The sequence below is a fragment of the Xanthobacter autotrophicus genome, from assembly GCF_005871085.1.
GTDB classification, from domain to species: domain Bacteria; phylum Pseudomonadota; class Alphaproteobacteria; order Rhizobiales; family Xanthobacteraceae; genus Xanthobacter; species Xanthobacter autotrophicus.
The window spans coordinates 89,285-108,408 of the sequence record NZ_VAUP01000031.1 but is presented as its reverse complement, the minus strand read 5'-3'; the positions used below and the strand labels follow the sequence as shown (position 1 = coordinate 108,408).

Sequence of the window (19,124 nt, the reverse complement as noted above, 5' to 3'; positions counted from 1 at the left end):
GGGGAGGAAGGGGCGTACTCCCTCTCCCGCTTGCGGGGGAGGGCTGGGGAGGGGGTCCTGCCGGGCCAGGTCGGAACAGCGGGACAAGAGCCGCGCCGCGCTCCAACCCATGCTGCCTTGCCCCCTCCCAAACCTCCCCCGCAAGCGGGAGAGGGCTTTGCACCGTGACTGTCGAGAGCAGATGCATCCCCACCCCCTCAATGCGAACTGGAAAAGGCCCCGCCGCGGGAGATCCCGTAGCGGTCGAGTTTCGCCCTCAGGCCCACGCGGGAAAGGCCCAGCTCTTCCGCCGCACGGCTCTTGTTCCAGCGACAGCGCACCAGCGTTTCGGTGAGGATGGTGGCTTCCATGCGCTCCACCCGCTCCTTCAGCGGCCCGCCGTCGGGCAGGGAGATGGTCTCCGAGACCCGGACCTCCACCGCCCGCGTCTCGGCGGCGGCGGCGCGCACCACATGGGGCGAGAGCAGGTCGGCGGAGAGCGTGTCGCGCTCGGCCAGCACCAGCATGCGCGTGATCTCGTTCTGCAGCTCGCGCACGTTGCCGGGCCAGTCATAGACCCGCATGCAGGCGAGCGCTTCCTCAGTGAAGCCCTTGACGCGCTTGCCGTGGTGGGATGAGAGCGCATCGAGGATGCTCTGGGCCAGCACCGGGATGTCGGGGCGCCGCTCACGCAGGGCGGGCAGGGTCAGCACCATGGCGCACAGACGGTAATAGAGATCCTCGCGGAAGCGGCCGCGCCCCACCTCGCCATAAAGATCGCGATGGGTGGCAGCGAGCACCCGCACGTTGACCCGCTTGGATTCGTTGGAGCCCACGGGGCGGATCTCCCCCTCCTGCAGAAAGCGCAGCAGCTTCACCTGGAAGGCGGGGGACACGTCGCCGATCTCGTCGAGGAAGATGGTGCCGCCGTCCGCCTGGTCGAGCAGGCCGATGCGGGTCACGTGGGCGCCGGTGAAGGAGCCCTTCTTGTGCCCGAACAGCTCCGATTCCAGAAGCTCGTCCGGGATCGCCCCGCAATTCACCGCGAAAAACGGCCGGTCGGAGCGAAGGCTCGAATAATGGATGGCGCGGGCGAGCAGTTCCTTGCCGGTGCCGGTCTCGCCATGGACGAGGACCGGCACGTCGAAGGTCGCCACCTGCGCCGCCCGCAGGCACACCGCGCTCAGCGCGCTGCCGGGCGCGCGGATCAGCGTGTCGAAATGAAAGTTCTGCTTCACCCGCGCCTGCTGCGCGCCGAGCCGCGCCTCGGCGGTGGCGGCGGTGAGCTTCATTTCCAGGTTCAACCGCTCGTGGTCGCGCTGGAGCTGGAACAGATGGGCGGCGTTGCGCGCGGCGAGCAGCAACTGGTCGGGATGCCACGGCTTGGGGATGAACTGGTAGATCCCCGCCGCGTTGATGGCGCCGATCATGTCCTCAGGCTCGGTATAGCCGGTGACGATGATGCGCAGGATGTCCGGCCAGCGCTCCCGCACCTCGGTGAGCAGCGCCACGCCCGAGGTGTGCGGCATGCGCTGGTCGCAGAAGATCACCTGGATCCACTCGTTCTCGAGAATCCGCCGCGCCTCGTCCGCGTTGAGGGCGGTGAAGACGTCGAACTCCTCGTCGAGCACGCGGGCGATGACCTCCACCGAGCGCGGCTCGTCATCCACCACGAGGATGGCGGGGCGCCGGTTCACCGCTCGCCCCCAACCGCCATCGCCGCGCGAAGCGCCAGCGCCTCGCTCTCGCGGGCGGCGGCGAGCGCGTCGAGGCGCTCCGCGCGGGCCTTGTCCAGCCAGGAGATCCAGCGCGACAGCCCCACCTCGCCCCGCGCGGAAACGCGCAGGATGTCGGCGCGCGGATTCACCCGGCGGATGTTGGCCTCAAGCTGCGCCATGTCCGCGTCCACATGCGGCGCGAGGTCCGCCTTGGTGATGAGGACGAGGTCGGCACCCTCGAAGATGTCGGGATATTTCAGCGGCTTGTCGTCGCCCTCCGCCACCGAGATGAGGGTGACGCGCTTCGTCTCGCCGAGGTCGAAGGCCGCGGGGCAGACGAGGTTGCCCACATTCTCGATGAACAGCACGCCGCCGGGCGGGAGCGGCAGTTTTTCCACCGCGTGCCCCACCATGTGGGCGTCGAGGTGGCAGCCCTTGCCGGTGTTGATCTGCACCGCCGGCACCCCGGCGGCGCGGATGCGCGCGGCGTCGTTGTCGGTCTGCTGGTCGCCCTCGATGACGGCAGTGGGCAGGCGGCCGGCGAGCGCCTTCAGCGTCTCCACCAGCAGCGTGGTCTTGCCCGCGCCGGGGCCGGAGAGCAGGTTCAGGGCGAGCAGGCCGGCGGCCTCGAAGCGGGCGCGGTTGCGGGCGGCGTAATCGTCGTTCTTGGCGAGGATGGAGGTCTCGATCTCCACCATGCGCGCCTGGGACAGGCCCGGCGCATGGGCGCGGGCGGGGCCGGCGCCGTAGTCGAGGGTGCCGCCGGCGGGGTGGGCGTGGTCGTGGCCGTGCCCGTGATCATGGCCGTGGCTGTGGGTGGTGCCGTCCGCATGGGTGTGGACGTGGGCCTCGCCGAGAGCGTGGGCATGGCCCTCGCCGTGCCCGTGGGCATGCCCGTGCTCATGAGGATGGGCGTGCGCATGCCCGCCCGTGGCATCGGAAATGGTGGCGCCGTCGCCGCTACAGCCGCAGACCGTGCACATCACAACACCTCCAGGTCCTTGATCTTCATGTCCGTGCCGCCATTGGGCACGAGGCGTTCCCCGCCGCATTTCGGGCAGGAGGCGAGGCGGTGGGAGAGCGCCACCGTCTCGCAGCAGTCGAAGCACCAGGCGCTGCCGTCCTCTTCCAGCACCACCAGCTCGGCGCCCTCGGCGAGGGAGCCGCGCATCACCACATCGAAGCCGAAGCGTAGCGCCTCCACCTCGATGCCGGCGAAGCGGCCGATGGCGAGGCGCACGCGAGTGACGCGGGAGAAATTCTGCGCCTGCGCCGCCTCCTCCATGGCGGAAAGCAGGCTCTCGCACACCGCCATCTCATGCATGGGCGGGCTCCTCCGCGAAGGACAAGGTAACCGGCACGCACGGATTGATGGCCGACACCAGAAGCGGCGCCAGCCGCCGTGCCAAGGGGCCGGGCGTCAACGCCGCGAAGGCGCGCTCCAGCAGGCCGCCGGGGGCAAGGTTCCAGGCACTGGGGGAGAGGATGCGGTAGGCTGCGACGCGCCCCGCCTCCACCCGCGCCCCATGGCCCAGCAGCCCGCGCGCGGCGGGCGCGATGCCGAGGCCGGGCGGCAGATCGTCTGTCAAAAGGAGCGCCGGCTTCAGCGCCGCGAGGCAATCCACCAGCCGGGCCAGCAGGCGCACGAACAGGCTCGGCCCCTCGCCGGCGAGGAGGGCGGCGACCAGCGGCGTGCGCGCCACCCGGCCGAGGGCGCCGGTCTCGCGCAACCCACCAGCGTCTGAAACCTGCGTCGGAACGAGCGCTGCCGCCACGTCCTGCGCCGTCAAGTCCGGCAGCCCCGCCCGCCCCTCGGCGGGATCGACCTCGCGGCGGATGCGGGCCAGCAGGCGGGCGGTGGGCGTTTGCGCCTCGGCAAGCCAAGCGTCCAGCTCGGCGGGCGAGAAGGCCGAAAGCTCGGCACCCTCCCCCACCAGAGCGGTTGCGAAGGCGTCCGCACCGTCCGGCCGGGCAAGCAGGCCCAGCGCGGCGCGGTCGGGGGCCGCGCCCAGCGCCTGCGGCCAGCTGTGGAGCATGGCGAGGGCGTGATCGCGCACGGTCTCGCGGGCCATGGCGGCACCATCAGCCGCCGCCGGCAGGCCGAGGGCGGTGGCGGCGGCAAAGCCATGGGCGGCGCCGCACAGATTGAAGACGAGGGGCGCGAGCCGCGCCGCCTCTTCCGGCGTGCGGCCCACCAGAGCCTGCGCCGGGTCCGGGCCGGTCTCCCGCCCAAAGCGCCACATCCCAGCGCGCCCGTCGAGCGCGATGGTGAGGCGGCGGAGCGTGGCGGGCGCGTGGATCATGCCGCGCCGTCCTGCGGGCCTTCCGGGGCCACACTCTGCGCCGCGCGCGGGCCGAGGATCACCGCGCGGCGGGACATTTCGGGCGGCGGACCGGCGGGCCGGGGTGCGGGTTCCTCGGAAGCAAGCGCGGCCGCTTCGGCCTGGGCAAGCGTCGCCGCCTCCTCTTCCGCGCGGCGGCGGATCTCGCCGGAGCGGGTGCCCTCCTCCCGGTTGGCAGCATCGAACAGGGCCGGCAGCACCGCCGCCGCCGTCTCCACCGCCTGCAGCATGGAGGAGAAATCGAACATGGGCGAGAACAGGGAGCAGGCCTTGTAGGGCCCCGTCTCCGGCCGGTTGGCGGCGAGGAATTCGTAAGTGCCGGACGGGAAGGCGATCAGCTCCTTGTCACCGGTTCTCAGGCCGCTCCAGTCGTCCTGCGCGCCCGGTAGCAGCACCAGATTCATGAACCACGGCGTCACCAGCACGCCGAGCGCGCGGCCCTCATGGGCGCGGAAGCCCACGGCCTTCACCCCCAGACTCTCGTTCACGAAGGGCACGCCCTTCATCTTGGCGGAATGGATCTCGCGGAACACCGCCTCGAACCGCCCCGGCATGTCCTTGAGCTGGGCGTCCAGATGGGGATCCACCGCCACGGGGGGAGCGATGGCGGGCAGGTCCGGCGTGCCGCCATCCAGCACCATGAACTGGTCGCGGGCGCCGTCGCAGACCGGGCAGCGCCAGTGCTCGGGCAGCGCGGTGAACGGCGTGCCGGCCGGGATCTGCCACGTCTCGCAACCCTCGGCGGGGTCATAGACGTGCCAGCACACCTTGCATTCGAGGCGCGCGGTGGGGGCAAGGCGCGCCCGGTCACCGAGATAGGAGCCTTCGAAGAAGGCGTGGGAAGCAGGAGCAGCAGACATGGCGCTCATCGGATCGCCGCCAGCACGTCGGTGAGGCGCTCAGCGCTGTCGGCGATGTCCTCGCGGGCGGCGCAGGCCACTTCCGGAACCTCGATCACCTCAATGGTGTCGAGGATGAGCATGTCCTGCGAATTGTAGAAGCGCACCCGCCAGACGTTCCGCGTGGCGCAGGCGTCGATACGGCAATTGCCGTAGCCGCGCGAGAGCACGGTGGTCGCCCCCTGTCCCAGCCGCGCATCCAGCATGGCGAGGTCTTCCGGCGTGTGGGGCAGCAGCGACAGGTTGATGACGTGGGGCAGCTCCCCCGGCTGGCGGGCGCGGGCGCGGTGGTCGATCTCCACCAGCAGGGCCGGGGCGTTGAAGATGCCGGGCGCCGGCGTGTCCAGCCCCTCAAGATCAATGCCCGCACCGGCGCCGAAGGCTCGCACCAGCGCGCCGCGCGGGAAGGCCGCCACCTCGATGCGGTCGGTGCCGGCGGCACCGCGCAGGCGCCACACCCCGGCAAAAGTCGCTTCCTGGATTTCCATGGCGCGGGCATCGCCAAAAGCCGCCACCTTGATGGCGACTTCTCCCTCGCCCATGGCCTCATCCACCAGAGCGATATTGTCCCGGTCGAGATGGGTCAGCGGGATGACGTGGCTCGTCCCCGGCTGCCAGCTCTGGAGCGCCGCGATCACCTGTTCCAGCACGCTCAAAGCCGGGGCGAGGCGGTCGGGGTCTGCCACTTCCGGCAGATGGGCCTCGAAGATGCGCATGCCGGAGGGCAAAGGCAGATAGGCGAGGCCCTCCTCGTCGCTGCCGGACTGGCTGCCGGGGCCGAAGCCGACGGGGGGCTGTGTGGCGAAGGGGGAAGAGGACATTCGGGGCGTGCCTTCTGTGGGTCTCAGCCTCAGTGGGTGGCGACGGATGGGGTCTTCAGCAGCGCGCCGAGGCGTTCGAGATATTCGTCCCAATCGCGCATGCGGGAGATGGCGCCCACGGGTAGCCCGCCGCGCACCACCACGATGGCCGGCAGCGCGAGGCTGAGGGCGTCGCGCAGGGCGGCCTCCGTCTTCGGCCCAGCCACTGCGACGCCGAGGACCGCCTCGCCGCCCAGCGCCTTCACCAGCTCCGGCAGCACCACGGCGATATCCGGGCTTTCCAGATGCGCCTTGCCGTGGGCCGGCAGGAACAGGAAATGGTCGCGCGCATCAAGCCGCGCCGTGTCCTCGGGCGCTTCCAGATAGGGCCAGGCGCGCTCGGACACGAGCCGGCGCACCAGGGGATGGAGATTGGCATCGGGGATCGCGGCCTCGGACATCAGGCTTCCTTTCGGCCGGCGGCATAGGCCGCGGCGAGATGGGGCGGCAAAGTGGGCTCGCGATCGGCGAGATCTGCGAAGGCGCGGTCGATGGCTGCGGCGTCCGCCTCCCCCGCCATGATGGCGGCGACACCAGCGAGCGCATCGCTGATGAGGCGCGCCTCATCAGCGTCCAGCAGGCGGCGGGCGGTGCCCTGGAACACCAGCACATGGTCGCCGGCGCGCGCCTCAGGCACCAGGGCAAGGTCCACCCGCTCCCGCGCGCCCTCGGCGCGGCACTGGGCAAAGGTGCCGTCCACCTCCTCGATGCGCATAGGCAGGCCGAGGCACATGGCTCAGCTCCGGGGGGTGGCGAGGACGCGGGGATCACCGATGCGGCAGGCCGCCTCAGCGCTCGGGCGCTCGCTCTCATAGGACTGTCGGCCGACGGCGGCGGTGACGAGGCTGCCCTCTCCTGCACGGGGCGTGGGCACCACGCCGAACTCATCCTTCAGGATGTCGAGCACCTTGCGCGCCGCCGGCTCCACCTGCGCGGCGATGGTGGCGGTGAGGCCGCCGCCGTAATCGTCCAGCAGCTCAGGCTGCACGCCCACCAGCACGATGCGCGCCGGCGTCTTGCCGCGCAGGGCGAGCAGGCCGAGGATCTCCTGAAAGCCGGTCTGGTGCAGGCTCACCTTGCGAGCGGCGAGCACAGCGGGCACCTCGCCATCGGCGAGGATGTGGAGGGTGCCGGGGACAAGGCCGTAATCCACCGCATCCACGATGACCACGCCGTCCGCCTCCTCCAGATAGGGGAGCAGATAGAGGCCCTGGGTGCCGCCATCCAGCAGGGTGACCGCCTCGGGGAAGACGTGGGAGGCGTCGAGCGCTTCCAGCACGCGGACGCCGAAGCCCTCGTCGGCCCACAGGATGTTGCCGATGCCGAGCACCAGAATGCGCGCAAGTTGCCGATCGTCGTCCATGCGACGCATCCCTCCTGGCTGGCCTCCCACGACGGTCTACCGCCGCCTGATTTTCGAGCTTCTCCAATTCAAGGAGCATGCCAGCCGTTCGCAAAGCCAGACAAAGCGTTGATTCGGATCGTGGCGGCTGCATACCTCATACATGGCCGGATAGTGACATATGGAATGACTATGTCCAGTTTATCCATAAATTGGAATCATAGTTCCCGGCTTCCGGATGGTGGGAGGCAATTCCATGCCTTTTCGCGCCCTCCGCGGAGCGAAAAGGGACGGATCAACGAAAAAGGGCGCGGCCGGCGCCGCGCCCTTTCTGTCGTCCATTCAGCCGCCGTCAGGCCCGGCCGTCCACCCGCGCCTTCACTCCGGATCGTCGTCCCGGAAGGTGCGGTGACCGTTGGTGATGGCCGAGACCATGGTCTGGCGAGACATGATGTCCTCGCGGATCACCGAATAGACGTGAATGATCACGAACAGGATGATCACCCACATGCCCAGGTGATGCAGCGTGTGCACCTGCATGGAGCCGCCCAGCAGCGGCAGCACCCAGCCGAACAGCTTGTCTTGCCACGATCCCGGCCCGGTGCCTTCCGAATAGAGGGCAAACCCGGTGACGATCATGAAGGCCAGCCCCAGCACCATCACGAAGAACATGAAGACCTGGGCCAGCGGATTGTGGCCCACGAACTTCAGCGGACGCGGCTTCAGGAACGCATACCACTTGATCTCCACGAAGAAGCCCCGCCAGAAGCTCTTCCGCCAGAACGGGAAGGTGAACAGCTCGCGGGAATACTTGTTGCCGAAGAAGGCCCAGATGATCCGCCCGAGGAAGCCCACGGCGAGGATGTAGCCCGCCGCGAAATGCACGAAGCGGATGGTGCCCATGAGGTAATGGGCGCTCGCCTCCCCCGACAGGGTCGGGAACGGCGAGCCGATGAAGTAGCCGGTGATGCACAGCACCACGATGGACAGCGCATTCACCCAGTGCCAGAGGCGCACCGGCGCCTCATACACATAGACGGTGGTCAGCTTCCTTCCACCCTTGATCGCCTGCGCGACCGGGGTCGCGGAGGCCGCCGGAGGGGCGGCGCCGGAAAGTGAGGTATCGCTCATGGCATCCCTCCCTCAGCGGACGGTGACGCGGGCGAGTTCCTCGCCGCCTTCGGACATGACGTGCGTGGAGCAGGCCAGGCACGGATCGAACGAGTGCAGCGTGCGCAGGATCTCCACCGGCTCCTCGGGGCGCTGCATGGGCGTGTTCATGAGGGAGGCCTCGAACGCGCCGATATTGCCCTTGGGATCGCGTGGCCCGCCGTTCCAGGTGGTGGGCACCACGCACTGGTAGTTCTCGATCCGCCCGTCCTTGATCTTGATCCAGTGGCCGAGGCCGCCGCGGGGCGCGGCCACCGTGCCCACGCCCTTGGCCTCCTTCGGCCAGGTGGACGGGTCCCACTTCTCCATGTTGGCGGTGGAGGTGTCGCCGGCCTTGATGTTGGCGATGAGGTGGTCGAAATCGTCCAGCATCATCTTGGCGCAGTAATGCGCCTCCAGCGCGCGGGCCAGCGTGCGGCCGATGGTGGTGGGCAGCGCCTGCTTGGCGGTCAGCTGGGTGCCGGCCAGGGTGTTGAACTGGCCCAGCGCCTCGTCCACCTGCCCCTTCACATAGTCGACGCCCTGGGCATAGGCGAGGATGTAGCGGGCGAGCGGACCCACCTCCACCGCATTGCCCTTCCAGCGCGGTGCCTTGATCCACGAATACTTGGCGTTCTCGTCCACCGCCTCGATATTGGTGCGGGTGCCCTTGGCATTGGGGCCGAGCACATACTGGGGATCGGTGATGCCGTCCCACGGATGCAGGCCCTTGTCCTTGTTCGCATCGCCGTAGGTGTACCAGGAATGGGCCACGAATTCCTGCACCTCATCCGGGTTGCGCGGATCGATGGGGTGGACCTCGTTCCAGTTGCCGTTGAGGATGACGCCGCCGGGCAGGCGGTCGGTCTTCTTCTGGCCCTGGATGGCTTCGTAGTCGCCATAATCCATGACATTCTGGCCGGAAAGCCCGCCGCCATAGAGCCAGCCCTTGTAGAAGGAGGCGATGGCGATCACGTCCGGCACATAGACGTTCTGGGAGAATTCGAAGGCTTCCTGAAGCTTCAGCTTCACGAAGTTCAGCCGCTCCATGTTGAGCGGGGCGCCGGCGGCCATGTCGCCGTTCATGTTGATGGCGCAGGGCACGCCGCCCACGAGATAATTCGGGTGCGGGTTCTTGCCGCCGAAGATGGTGTGGACCTTCACGATCTCCTTCTGGAAGTCGAGCGCTTCCAGATAGTGCGTCACCGCCAGAAGGTCCGCCTCGGGGGGCAGGAGATAGGCCGGGTTGTCCCAATAGCCGTTCTTGAAGATGCCGAGCTGTCCGCTCTCCACGAACTTCTTCAGCCGGTTCTGCACGTCGCGGAAATAGCCTGGCGAGGACTTGGAATGCGCCGAGATGGACTGCTGCAGGACGCTCGTCGCCTTCGGGTCCGCCTTCAGGGCGTTGACCGGGTTCACCCAGTCCAGCGCATGCAGGTGGTAGAAATGGACGACGTGGTCATGCCACTGCAGCACCTTGGCCATGATCTCGCGGATCAGGAAGGCGTTGTTGGGGATCTTGATGTTGAGCGCGTCTTCCACCGCGCGCACGGAGGTCAGCGCGTGGCAGCCGGTGCACACGCCGCAGATGCGCTCCACGAAGGCCCAGGCGTCGCGGGGGTCGCGGCCCTTCAGGATGACTTCCAGCCCGCGCCACATGGTGCCGGTGGAGACCGCGTTGCGGATGATGTTGTTGGAGTCGACATTCACCTCGCAGCGCATGTGGCCTTCGATGCGGGTGACCGGATCGACCACGATGCGCTTGCCGGAGGTGTCGAGGGAAAAGCCATTCGGCGTCTGGATGGTCACTTCTCGCCTCCCGTCGCGCTATTGTCGGCGCCGTTGTCCGTATTCTTGTGCTGGGCACGCTTCAGCGCGCTCACGGCCGCATGCACCGCGACCCCCGCGCCCACCGCGCCGGCGGCAATGAGGCCCACCTGGTCGGCATTGGCCTCAACGCCGAAGCCCGAACCCTTGAGATCGGCGAGGCGCGCGTACCACGAGCCCTTGTCCCAGAAGCCGTCTTCCGAGCAGCCGATGCAGCCGTGGCCCGCCTGGATGGGGAAGGAGACGCCGTCGTTCCAGCGCACGGTGGAGCAGGCGTTGTAGGTGGTGGGGCCCTTGCAGCCCACCTTGTAGAGGCAATAGCCCTTGCGCGCGCCCTCGTCGTCGAAGCTCTCCACATACTGGCCGGCGTCGAAGTGGGGACGGCGGTAGCACTTGTCGTGGATGCGCTGGGAATAGAACATCTTGGGTCGCCCCTGCCGGTCGAGGTCGGGCAGGCGGTCGAAGGTGAGCATGTAGGTGATGACGCCGGTCATCACCTCGGCGATGGGCGGGCAGCCCGGCACCTTGATGATGGGCTTGTCGAAGATCACCTCATGCACCGGGGTGGCGCGGGTGGGGTTCGGCCGCGCCGCCTGCACGCAGCCATAGGAGGCGCAGGAGCCCCAGGAGATGATGGCCTTCGCGTCCTTGGCGACCTTCTTCAGCTGGTCCACGAAAGGCTTGCCGCCGATGATGCAATACATGCCATCCTCGTTCAGCGGCGGGTTGCCTTCCACCGCGAGGATGTAGTTGCCCTTGTACTTCTCCATCACCTCATCGAGGATCGCTTCCGCCTGATGGCCGGCGGAGGCCATGAGGGTGTCGTCATAATCCAGCGAGATCATGCTGAGTACCACATCCTTGGCCAAAGGATGGGCCGAGCGGATGAAGCTTTCCGAGCAGCAGGTGCATTCCAGCCCGTGCAGCCACAGCACCGGGGTGCGCGGCTTGGTCTCCATGGCTTCCGCAATCTGCGGCGCGAACTCCGGCCCGAGGCCCAGCGCCGCCGCCGTGAGCGAGCAGTATTTCAGGAACGAGCGGCGGGTGATGCCCTGCCGCCGCATGACTTCATAGAACGTCTCGAGGGCCATAAAGGCGTCCCCCCTTGGCTGACCTTGTCCTCCCCTCCGGCGTCGAGGCCGGGGGATTGGAACCGTTTCAGCAAGGGGTGTGCCAGAGGGGGGATGTGAGGGATTTCAGGGGGTTGGGTGCGGTGGCGGGGCGGAGGGGGTGGATGGGGGGTGAGCGGTTGGGGGGCGAGGTGGAAAGGGGGTTGTCGGGCCTCGACTTTCATGGCTAAGCTCAATATCTCGGGGTGCAGTTTGTGCGCCACCTCAACCTAATAGCGATTAAGATGTCCAGATTTGGCAAACTTACCATAAAAGGCGCCGAGTATGTTGAAGACGACAGTGGCGAATGGGTTTATCACGTGCAAAATCCCCATGCACTTATACAGGCTGCGGGATACTTGAAGCACATAGCTGAACCTTACGAGCGAGTGTTTTACAGAGGTCAGAGTAAATTGCATGGATCCCTAAAGCCGTCACTATATAGAGACATAAAAGATAGAAAGAAGGAAGACAAAAAACATGAAAAACTAAATAAGATAATTTCTACATTTAATGAATCTGCAAGCATATTTGATAATATTCCTCCATATGCAGTCGAGCCACTACTACAGCATTATGGAATAAAAACATCTTGGATCGATTTAGTTGATAATATATGGGTTGCTATATGGTTTTCTGTTTATCAATGCCACAGCTTCGGCAAGGCTTCTCAATTCATTCATTTTGAACAAAGATCGCCTAAAGAAGGGAAATTTGGATATATATTATGCGTCGCCGTTGATGAAAATATGAATTTATCCCCGAGGAAGGGCACAATAAGAGGCGATCATACAGAACTGGTTGATTTGAGGATCGCTGTTCCGTCTGTCTTTCTTCGTCCTCACGCGCAGCACGGGTTGTTATTTAGAGATAAGGGGTCTAATGGGTCCCGTGAAATTGACTATTCGAAATATATAAAAGGAATCGTTAGATATAGTTTATCAGACGCGATTTCTTGGCTGGGCAAGGGCATAATCCACGATGTCAGGGCGTTATTTCCTCCGCCCTTCTACGATAATGGCTATGCTATTTTGTTAGGATGCAAGTTGAGCGATAATTCTTTAGGGTGCATTCAGCATATTGGAGCTTGATGGAGCTTGGCCCAAATTGCGATGCGTTGTCCGGGCTCCCCCACCCCCTTGCATCCCTCCCCCACCCCTGCCATATAGCGCTCGGGAGGTTGGCGGTGGACGAGCCACTCGCCAACCGGGTCAGGTCCGGAAGGAAGCAGCCCCAACGAGCCCGACTCGGGTCTTCGTCCAGCCTCCCACCTTATCGATCATGGCATCGCAAGGTCCCGCCCGCAGCGCCGTCCAGGTGCGCGGGGGGCCTTTGGCGTTGCGGCTTGGGCGTTGGGCGCGCCCCGCCCTCGCCCTGTGAATTGCCGCGCCCCGGTCGCAATCCGGATCGGATTTGGGGATAAGACAAGCCACCGTTCCAAGGAGGCTCCCATGTGGGTCGTCGTCGTCCTCGTCCTCAGCGCCCTCGTCAAGCCGGAAGCGGTGGTGAACCGCGATAATTCCTATCCCACCGAGGAGGCCTGCAAGGCCGCCATCGCCAAGAACGTGCCCGCCCGGCTCGATGCCAAGCACAAGGAAGCCGTGGCCGAGGGCTATCGCCGCTACGTCTGCATCCGCGTCCCCGCCGCGGAAGCGCCCAAGGCCGACGCCCCGAAGGCCGACGCCCCGAAGGTCGAGGCCCCCAAGGCCAAGTGAGTGCTGACAAGTCGGGCGCTGGCTCCCTCTCCCGCTTGCGGGGGAGGGTTGGGGAGGGGGCAGGCCTCTCCCCCAGAACCGATTGATCCAGCCCCATGCAGCGGGCCCCCACCCTGCCCTCCCCCGCAAGCGGGAGAGGGTTCAGCCCAGCGAGCGCTTAAGCGCGGCGGGCGGACGGCAGTTTTGCCGGCCCGCCCATCGACGCGGGCGGCCGCGATGCTATGTATGGGGCAGGTGCATCGTAGGGTCGGCATCCCCTGCACATCCCCAAAGGCAGCTTCATGAGCGAGGACACCCACGCGCACCAGGACGATGACGGGCCGGGCCTAGACCTGGGCGCCCCGCCCTACGCCGCGCGCCCGGATGCGGCGCCCGTCCCCGCGCCGGCCCCCGCCGCCTACCGGGTGCTGGCCCGCAAATACCGTCCGCAGAATTTCACCGACCTCATCGGCCAGGAGGCCATGGTCCGCACCCTGAGGAATGCCTTCTCCTCCGGGCGCATCGCGCAGGCCTATATCCTCACCGGCGTGCGCGGCGTGGGCAAGACCACCACCGCGCGCATCCTCGCCCGCGCGCTGAACTACGAGCCCATGGACGGCGGCGCGGGCGGGCCGAGCCTCGACCTGTCGGTGATGGGCAAGCAGTGCCGCGATATCATCGAATCCCGCCATGTGGACGTGATGGAGATGGACGCGGCGTCCAACACCTCCATCAACGACATCCGCGAGATCATCGAGAGCGCCCGCTACCGCCCGGTGATGGCGCGCTACAAGGTCTACATCATCGACGAAGTGCACATGCTCTCCACAGCAGCCTTCAACGGGCTCTTGAAGACGCTGGAAGAGCCGCCGGAGCATGTGAAGTTCATCTTCGCCACCACCGAGATCCGCAAGGTGCCGGTCACCGTGCTGTCGCGCTGCCAGCGCTTCGACCTGCGCCGCGTGGAGGCGGGCGAGCTGGCGGCGCACCTTGCCGGCATCTGCGCCAAGGAAGGCGTCACCATCGAGCCGGAGGCGCTGGCCATCGTGGCGCGCGCGGCGGAAGGCTCGGTGCGCGACAGCCTGTCCCTGCTCGACCAGGCCATTGCCCATGGCGGCGGCACGGTGGGGGCGGAAGAGGTGCGGCGGCTGCTCGGCCTTGCCGACAAGGGCCGCGTCATCGACCTGTTCGAGGCGCTGATGAAGGGCGAGATGGCCCGGGCGCTGGCCGAATTCCGCGACCAGTATGATGCCGGCGCCGACCCGGCGGTGATCCTCACGGATCTGGCCGAATTCACCCACCTCGTCACCCGCCTCAAGATCATGCCCGACGCGGCGCAGGATGCAGCGCTGGTGGAGGCCGAGCGGGTGCGCGGGCTGGAGATGGCGCAGGGCCTGTCCATGCGGGTGCTGGCGCGGGCGTGGCAGATGCTCACCAAGGGCATCGGCGAGGTGCAGCAGGCCCCCAAGCCCGCCCAGGCGGCGGAAATGGCGCTGGTGCGCCTCGGCTACGCCACCGATCTGCCAACCCCCGACGAAGCCCTGCGGCGCCTGAAGGACCAGCCGGTTACCGACGCCCCGCCCTCCGCCCCCTCGGGCGGTGGCGGTGGAGGCGGCGGTGGTGGCGGTGGTGCGCGGCTGTCCATCGCCCCCCGTCCCGTCGAGGCCCGGCCGCAGATGCAAGCCGCGCCGGTGGCGGCCGTGGCGGCGCTGGCGGCGGGTCCCCGCCTCGCCAGCCTTGCCGACGTGGCACAGTATGTCGCCGCCAAGCGCGACCTGGCCCTGAAGCACGCGGTCGAGACCTCGCTGCGTCCGGTGCATGTGGAGGAGGGCCGCATCGAGGTGGCGCTGGTGCCGGGCTCCCCCGCCAGCGTCATCCAGGATCTCTCCCGCAAGCTCTCGGAATGGACCGGCCGGCGCTGGCTGGTCTCCATTTCCTCGCAGCCGGGCGGACCGACCCTGGCGGAGGAGAATGCGGCGGTGAAGGCCGAGCGGGAGGAGGGCATCAAGGCCCATCCGCTGGTGGCCGCCGTGCTCGCCCGCTTCCCCGGTGCCGAGGTGGTGGACGTGCGCACCCGCGAGGAAGCACCCATCGACACCGAGGTCCTCGCCCCCTCGGAAGAGGACCTTTATGCTGGCCCCGGCGCCGACGACGAACTGGAATATTAAAGCATTTTCGCGCGGCGCCTGACGCGGCCGCGCGCCATGACGGGAGAGATGAAGCCATGCGCGACCTGATGGGGATGATGAAGCAGGCCAAGGAGCTTCAGGAGCGCATGCAGCAGATGCAAGCGGAGCTGGAGCAGGTGGAGGTGGAAGGCGCCTCCGGCGGCGGCCTCGTCACCGTGCGCGTTACCGCCAAGGGCGAGTGCAAGGCCGTGCGCATCGATCCCTCGTTGGCGAAGCCGGACGAGGTGGAGATCCTGGAAGACCTCCTGGTCGCCGCCCTGGGCGATGCCCGCGTCAAGGCCGAGCGGGTGATGCAGGAGAAGATGAAGAGCCTCACTGGGGGCCTTGCCCTGCCGCCGGGCCTGAACCTGTTCTGAGGCTGCTTTTCCACCGCGGGCGGTGGGGCCTGGTTACCGCATCGTGACAGCGCCCCGTTGGTCCGCTAGAGCCGGATGCTGTTCGACGCCATAGCGTCGAATAGCTGAATCCGTCTCTATCAATAGTTTAGAGGGCGATTCACCGCTTAGACGCAAACGGACCCGTTTGCGTCTAAGCGGATCGCGCTCTAGGGGCGTGCCCCGATTCCGAAGGAGAGCCCATGGCTGCCGCCGCACCGCAGGGAATGAGCGAGACCATCGCCCGCATCATCGCCGCCGAGATCAGCGCCCGCCCGGCGCAGGTCAGCGCGGCCGTGTCCCTCATCGACGAAGGCGCCACGGTTCCCTTCATCGCCCGCTACCGCAAGGAGGTCACGGGCGGCCTCGACGACACCCAGCTGCGCACCCTGGAAGAGCGCCTGTCCTATCTGCGCGAGCTGGAGGCGCGGCGGGCCGCGGTGCTGTCCTCCATCGACGGGCAGGGCAAGCTTTCCGACGAGCTGCGCGGCAAGATCGACGCCGCCACAACCAAGGCGGAGCTGGAGGACCTCTACCTCCCCTACAAGCCCAAGCGCCGCACCAAGGCGGAGATCGCCCGCGAGAAGGGGCTGGGGCCGCTGGCCGAGGCCCTCCTTGCCGACCGTTCCATCGCCCCCGCAGAGCGCGCCGCCAGCTTCCTCAACGAGCAGGTGGCGGACATCAAGGCCGCTCTGGACGGGGCGCGAGACATTCTGGTTGAGACCTTCGCGGAGAATGCGGAGCTGGTGGGCCGCCTGCGCGCGCACCTCAAGGCCAATGCCGTGCTCAAGGCCAGGGTGGCCGAAGGCAAGGAGGAGGCCGGCGCCAAGTTCCGCGACTATTTCGACCATTCGGAAAAATGGGCCACCGCCCCCAGCCATCGCGTGCTGGCCATGCTGCGTGGTCGCAACGAGGAGATGCTGACCATCGACCTGGTGGTGGACGAGGACGCCACCACCCCGGTGAAGCCCACCGAGCGCATCGTTGCGGAAGCCTTCGACATTCCCCTCGCCAACGGCGCGCCGGCGGACGGCTTCCTGCTGGAGGTGGCCCGCTGGGCGTGGCGGGTGAAGCTCTCGCTTCACCTCACCGTGGAGCTGATGGGCGAGATGCGCGAGCGGGCGGAAGAGGAGGCCATCCGCGTGTTCGCCCGCAACCTCAAGGACCTGCTGCTCGCCGCCCCCGCCGGTTCGCGCGCCACCATGGGGCTCGACCCCGGCATCCGCACCGGCGTGAAGGTGGCGGTGGTGGACGGCACCGGCAAGCTGATTGCCACCTCCACCGTCTATCCCTTCCAGCCGCGCAACGACGTGCAGGGGGCGAGCGCGGCGCTGGCCCACCTCATCCGACAGCACAAGGTGGAGCTGATCGCCATCGGCAATGGCACCGCGAGCCGGGAGACCGACAAGCTGGTGGCGGATCTCCTGGGCATGCTGCCGCCGCCGCACCCCATCAAGGTGGTGGTGAGCGAGGCCGGCGCCTCGGTCTATTCCGCCTCCGCCACAGCCGCGGCCGAAATGCCGGACATCGACGTGTCGATCCGCGGCGCCGTCTCCATCGCCCGCCGCCTGCAGGACCCGCTGGCCGAACTGGTGAAGATCGAGCCCAAGGCCATCGGGGTGGGCCAGTACCAGCACGACGTGGACCAGGCCCGCCTCGCCAAGGCCCTCGACGCGGTGGTGGAGGATGCGGTGAACGCCGTGGGCGTGGACCTCAACACCGCTTCGGCCTCGCTGCTCGCGCGGGTGTCGGGCCTCGGCGCCTCGCTGGCGGAGGCCATCGTCGCCCATCGCAACACGGTGGGGCCGTTCAGGACCCGCAAGGAACTACTGAAGGTCGCACGCCTCGGGCCGAGGACGTTCGAGCTGTCGGCCGGCTTCCTGCGCATCGCCGAGGGGGCGGAGCCGCTCGATGCCTCCGCCGTGCACCCGGAAGCCTATGACCTTGCCAAGAAGATCGTTGCCGCCTGTGGGCGGGACGTGCGTGCGCTGATGGGCGACACGGCGGCGCTGAAGGCGCTGGACCCGCGTGCCTTCGTGGACGAGCGCTTCGGCCTGCCCACCGTGCGCGACATTCTGAGCGAGCTGGAGAAGCCCGGCCGCGACCCGCGCCCGCAGTTCAAGACCGCCACCTTCGCCGAGGGGGTGAACGAGATGAGCGATCTCAAGCCCGGCATGGTGCTGGAAGGCACGGTGACCAATGTGGCCGCCTTCGGCGCCTTCGTGGACATCGGCGTGCACCAGGACGGGCTGGTCCATGTATCGGCGCTGGCCGACAAGTTCGTGAAGGACCCCCACGAGGTGGTGAAGGCCGGCGACGTGGTGAAGGTGCGGGTGGTGGAGGTGGATGTGAAGCGCAAGCGCATCGCCCTCTCCATGCGCAAGGACGATGCGGGCGGGCGGCCCCCGGCGGGACGGGCGCAGGATCAACGCCCGAACGAGCCGCGCCAGAACGATGGCCGCCGGGGCCAGCCGCCGAAGGACAAGTCCGCGACGGGTGCCTTCGGCGCGGCGCTGGCCGACGCCCTCCGGCGCAAGGGCCAGTAGGCCCGCAAACGAAAAGGCCGGGCACTGCCCGGCCTTTCAAACGGCGCGACGGTTCACGACCGTACGGTTCAGAAGGCCACCACCTCAGCGGCCCGCATGCACCCGCGCCAGCCGGGGCACCAGGCGGGTGAGGCGGATACGACGGCCGCGCGGCGGCTCGTCCTTGTCACTCATGAGCATCACGGCAAAGCCCATCTGCACGCTGCCGAAGGTTACGCCGAGGGCCAGGGTGAGAACGACCAGCGCCAAGGGGCCGTCGGAAGACGTGGCGAACAGGGTGCCCAGATGCGCCACGTCGAAGGCGGCGAGGAGCGCGACGAAGACGGCGGCCACGCCGACCCCGATCGCCGCGTGCCGCAGCAGGAAACGAACGAGAAATGGCATCGCGAGGTCTCCCCTCCTGAACCCATGCTGTGGAACGTGCGCGCAGGCATCCGGTTTCCGTATCGAAAATGGTCTCACGCGCCTTTGATGGCGGCAAGCGCCCCCATGTCGGCACAAAGTCGCAGGATGCGCCGTGTCAAGGTGGCGCCGTCAAGGTGCCAGGGCCTCAAGGCGCCCAGGATCATGACGCGTCCGGTTCCGCCGAGGGTGGCGCCGGAAAATCACAACGGGAGGCAGCACATGACGAAGCTCGACAAGGCCCATCGCCTGGTGGTGGTCTGCGACGGCGCCAAGGCCATCCTTCTGGCCGATGCCGGCACCGCCCTCGTCCCGCGGCTCAGCGTCCTCGAAACCCATGATGAGCCCCATCCCAGCACCGCCGCGCTCGGCACCGACCGGCCGGGGCGGGTGCATGAATCCGCCACCACCGCGCGCAGCGCCACGGAGGAGACCGATCTTCACGCCCAGGCCGAGGCCGCGTTTCTTGGCCGCGTGGCCGCCCGGATCGGGGTGATGGTGGAGGCCGGCACGGCGCCGGAGCGCATCCTTCTGGTCGCGCCGCCGCGCGCGCTCGGCACCCTGCGCGGTGCGCTGAGCGCCAAGGTCAAGGGCCGGGTGGACGGGGAAATCGCCAAGGACCTCGTAATGCTGCCAGTGGAGGAGATCGGCCGCCACATCGTGACCTGAACCATAGCCACAGGCTTGGGATCCT

General features: G+C 67.5%; 19 protein-coding genes and 1 other RNA gene. 7 read left to right on the top strand and 13 right to left on the bottom strand.

What is annotated here, in order from left to right:
- Positions 1 to 197 precede the first annotated feature (197 nt).
- The 12 genes from FBQ73_RS14520 to FBQ73_RS14465 form a co-directional block, all read right to left on the bottom strand.
- Complete coding sequence (locus FBQ73_RS14520; protein ID WP_138400212.1) at positions 198 to 1,676, bottom strand: sigma-54-dependent transcriptional regulator; 1,479 nt, start codon at positions 1,674 to 1,676, stop codon at positions 198 to 200.
- On the bottom strand, positions 1,673 to 2,680 hold the full coding sequence (gene hypB, locus FBQ73_RS14515) for a hydrogenase nickel incorporation protein HypB (protein ID WP_138400211.1): 1,008 nt from the start codon (positions 2,678 to 2,680) through the stop codon (positions 1,673 to 1,675). The genes FBQ73_RS14520 and hypB overlap by 4 nt, the downstream gene beginning before the upstream one ends.
- On the bottom strand, positions 2,680 to 3,021 hold the full coding sequence (gene hypA, locus FBQ73_RS14510; protein WP_138400210.1) for a hydrogenase maturation nickel metallochaperone HypA: 342 nt from the start codon (positions 3,019 to 3,021) through the stop codon (positions 2,680 to 2,682). The genes hypB and hypA overlap by 1 nt, the downstream gene beginning before the upstream one ends.
- A complete protein-coding gene (locus tag FBQ73_RS14505) occupies positions 3,014 to 4,000 on the bottom strand; it encodes a nickel-dependent hydrogenase large subunit (protein ID WP_138400209.1) in 987 nt (328 codons plus the stop codon). Before FBQ73_RS14505 ends, hypA begins: the two co-directional genes overlap by 8 nt.
- Positions 3,997 to 4,899 (bottom strand): [NiFe]-hydrogenase assembly chaperone HybE, encoded by a 903-nt coding sequence (hybE, locus tag FBQ73_RS14500; RefSeq protein WP_246089715.1) that lies wholly within the window; start codon positions 4,897 to 4,899, stop codon positions 3,997 to 3,999. The genes FBQ73_RS14505 and hybE overlap by 4 nt, the downstream gene beginning before the upstream one ends.
- A gap of 5 nt (positions 4,900 to 4,904) precedes the next feature.
- The gene (locus FBQ73_RS14495) at positions 4,905 to 5,759 is read right to left on the bottom strand and encodes a hydrogenase expression/formation protein (protein ID WP_138400207.1); all 855 of its coding nucleotides are present in this window, start codon (positions 5,757 to 5,759) and stop codon (positions 4,905 to 4,907) included.
- 29 nt (positions 5,760 to 5,788) lie between these two features.
- Positions 5,789 to 6,199 carry a thioredoxin domain-containing protein gene (locus FBQ73_RS14490; RefSeq protein ID WP_138400206.1) on the bottom strand — a complete coding sequence of 137 codons (411 nt, stop codon included), beginning with the start codon at positions 6,197 to 6,199 and terminating at the stop codon, positions 5,789 to 5,791.
- A complete protein-coding gene (locus FBQ73_RS14485) occupies positions 6,199 to 6,531 on the bottom strand; it encodes a HypC/HybG/HupF family hydrogenase formation chaperone (protein ID WP_138400205.1) in 333 nt (110 codons plus the stop codon). Before FBQ73_RS14485 ends, FBQ73_RS14490 begins: the two co-directional genes overlap by 1 nt.
- Positions 6,532 to 6,534: 3 nt before the next feature.
- Complete coding sequence (locus FBQ73_RS14480; RefSeq protein ID WP_138400204.1) at positions 6,535 to 7,161, bottom strand: HyaD/HybD family hydrogenase maturation endopeptidase; 627 nt, start codon at positions 7,159 to 7,161, stop codon at positions 6,535 to 6,537.
- Between the two features lie 357 nt (positions 7,162 to 7,518).
- Complete coding sequence (cybH, locus tag FBQ73_RS14475; protein ID WP_138400203.1) at positions 7,519 to 8,271, bottom strand: Ni/Fe-hydrogenase, b-type cytochrome subunit; 753 nt, start codon at positions 8,269 to 8,271, stop codon at positions 7,519 to 7,521.
- A 12-nt stretch (positions 8,272 to 8,283) separates the two neighbouring features.
- Positions 8,284 to 10,098: a nickel-dependent hydrogenase large subunit gene (locus FBQ73_RS14470; RefSeq protein WP_138400202.1), complete on the bottom strand. Its 1,815-nt coding sequence runs from the start codon at positions 10,096 to 10,098 to the stop codon at positions 8,284 to 8,286.
- Positions 10,095 to 11,207, bottom strand: coding sequence for a hydrogenase small subunit (locus FBQ73_RS14465; RefSeq protein ID WP_138400201.1), 1,113 nt, complete (start codon positions 11,205 to 11,207; stop codon positions 10,095 to 10,097). Before FBQ73_RS14465 ends, FBQ73_RS14470 begins: the two co-directional genes overlap by 4 nt.
- A gap of 263 nt (positions 11,208 to 11,470) precedes the next feature.
- On the opposite strand from FBQ73_RS14465, the gene FBQ73_RS14460 reads away from it, so the two are divergent.
- From FBQ73_RS14460 to FBQ73_RS14435, 6 genes are all read left to right on the top strand, one after another.
- On the top strand, positions 11,471 to 12,316 hold the full coding sequence (locus FBQ73_RS14460) for an FRG domain-containing protein (protein ID WP_138400200.1): 846 nt from the start codon (positions 11,471 to 11,473) through the stop codon (positions 12,314 to 12,316).
- 83 nt (positions 12,317 to 12,399) lie between these two features.
- Positions 12,400 to 12,497, top strand: an RNA gene (gene ffs / locus FBQ73_RS14455) — signal recognition particle sRNA small type.
- Positions 12,498 to 12,676: 179 nt separating this feature from the next.
- On the top strand, positions 12,677 to 12,940 hold the full coding sequence (locus FBQ73_RS22935) for a hypothetical protein (protein WP_210236783.1): 264 nt from the start codon (positions 12,677 to 12,679) through the stop codon (positions 12,938 to 12,940).
- A gap of 281 nt (positions 12,941 to 13,221) precedes the next feature.
- Complete coding sequence (locus FBQ73_RS14445) at positions 13,222 to 15,087, top strand: DNA polymerase III subunit gamma/tau (RefSeq protein WP_138400199.1); 1,866 nt, start codon at positions 13,222 to 13,224, stop codon at positions 15,085 to 15,087.
- Between the two features lie 56 nt (positions 15,088 to 15,143).
- Positions 15,144 to 15,464, top strand: coding sequence for a YbaB/EbfC family nucleoid-associated protein (locus tag FBQ73_RS14440; protein ID WP_138400198.1), 321 nt, complete (start codon positions 15,144 to 15,146; stop codon positions 15,462 to 15,464).
- Positions 15,465 to 15,685: 221 nt separating this feature from the next.
- Entirely contained in the window at positions 15,686 to 18,028 is a 2,343-nt protein-coding gene (locus FBQ73_RS14435; RefSeq protein ID WP_392567236.1) for a Tex family protein, read from the top strand.
- A gap of 84 nt (positions 18,029 to 18,112) precedes the next feature.
- Here the strand turns inward: FBQ73_RS14435 and FBQ73_RS14430 are convergent, their stop codons facing one another.
- The gene (locus FBQ73_RS14430) at positions 18,113 to 18,412 is read right to left on the bottom strand and encodes a hypothetical protein (RefSeq protein WP_138400197.1); all 300 of its coding nucleotides are present in this window, start codon (positions 18,410 to 18,412) and stop codon (positions 18,113 to 18,115) included.
- 240 nt (positions 18,413 to 18,652) lie between these two features.
- On the opposite strand from FBQ73_RS14430, the gene FBQ73_RS14425 reads away from it, so the two are divergent.
- Complete coding sequence (locus FBQ73_RS14425; RefSeq protein WP_138400196.1) at positions 18,653 to 19,099, top strand: host attachment protein; 447 nt, start codon at positions 18,653 to 18,655, stop codon at positions 19,097 to 19,099.
- Positions 19,100 to 19,124: the final 25 nt, after the last annotated feature.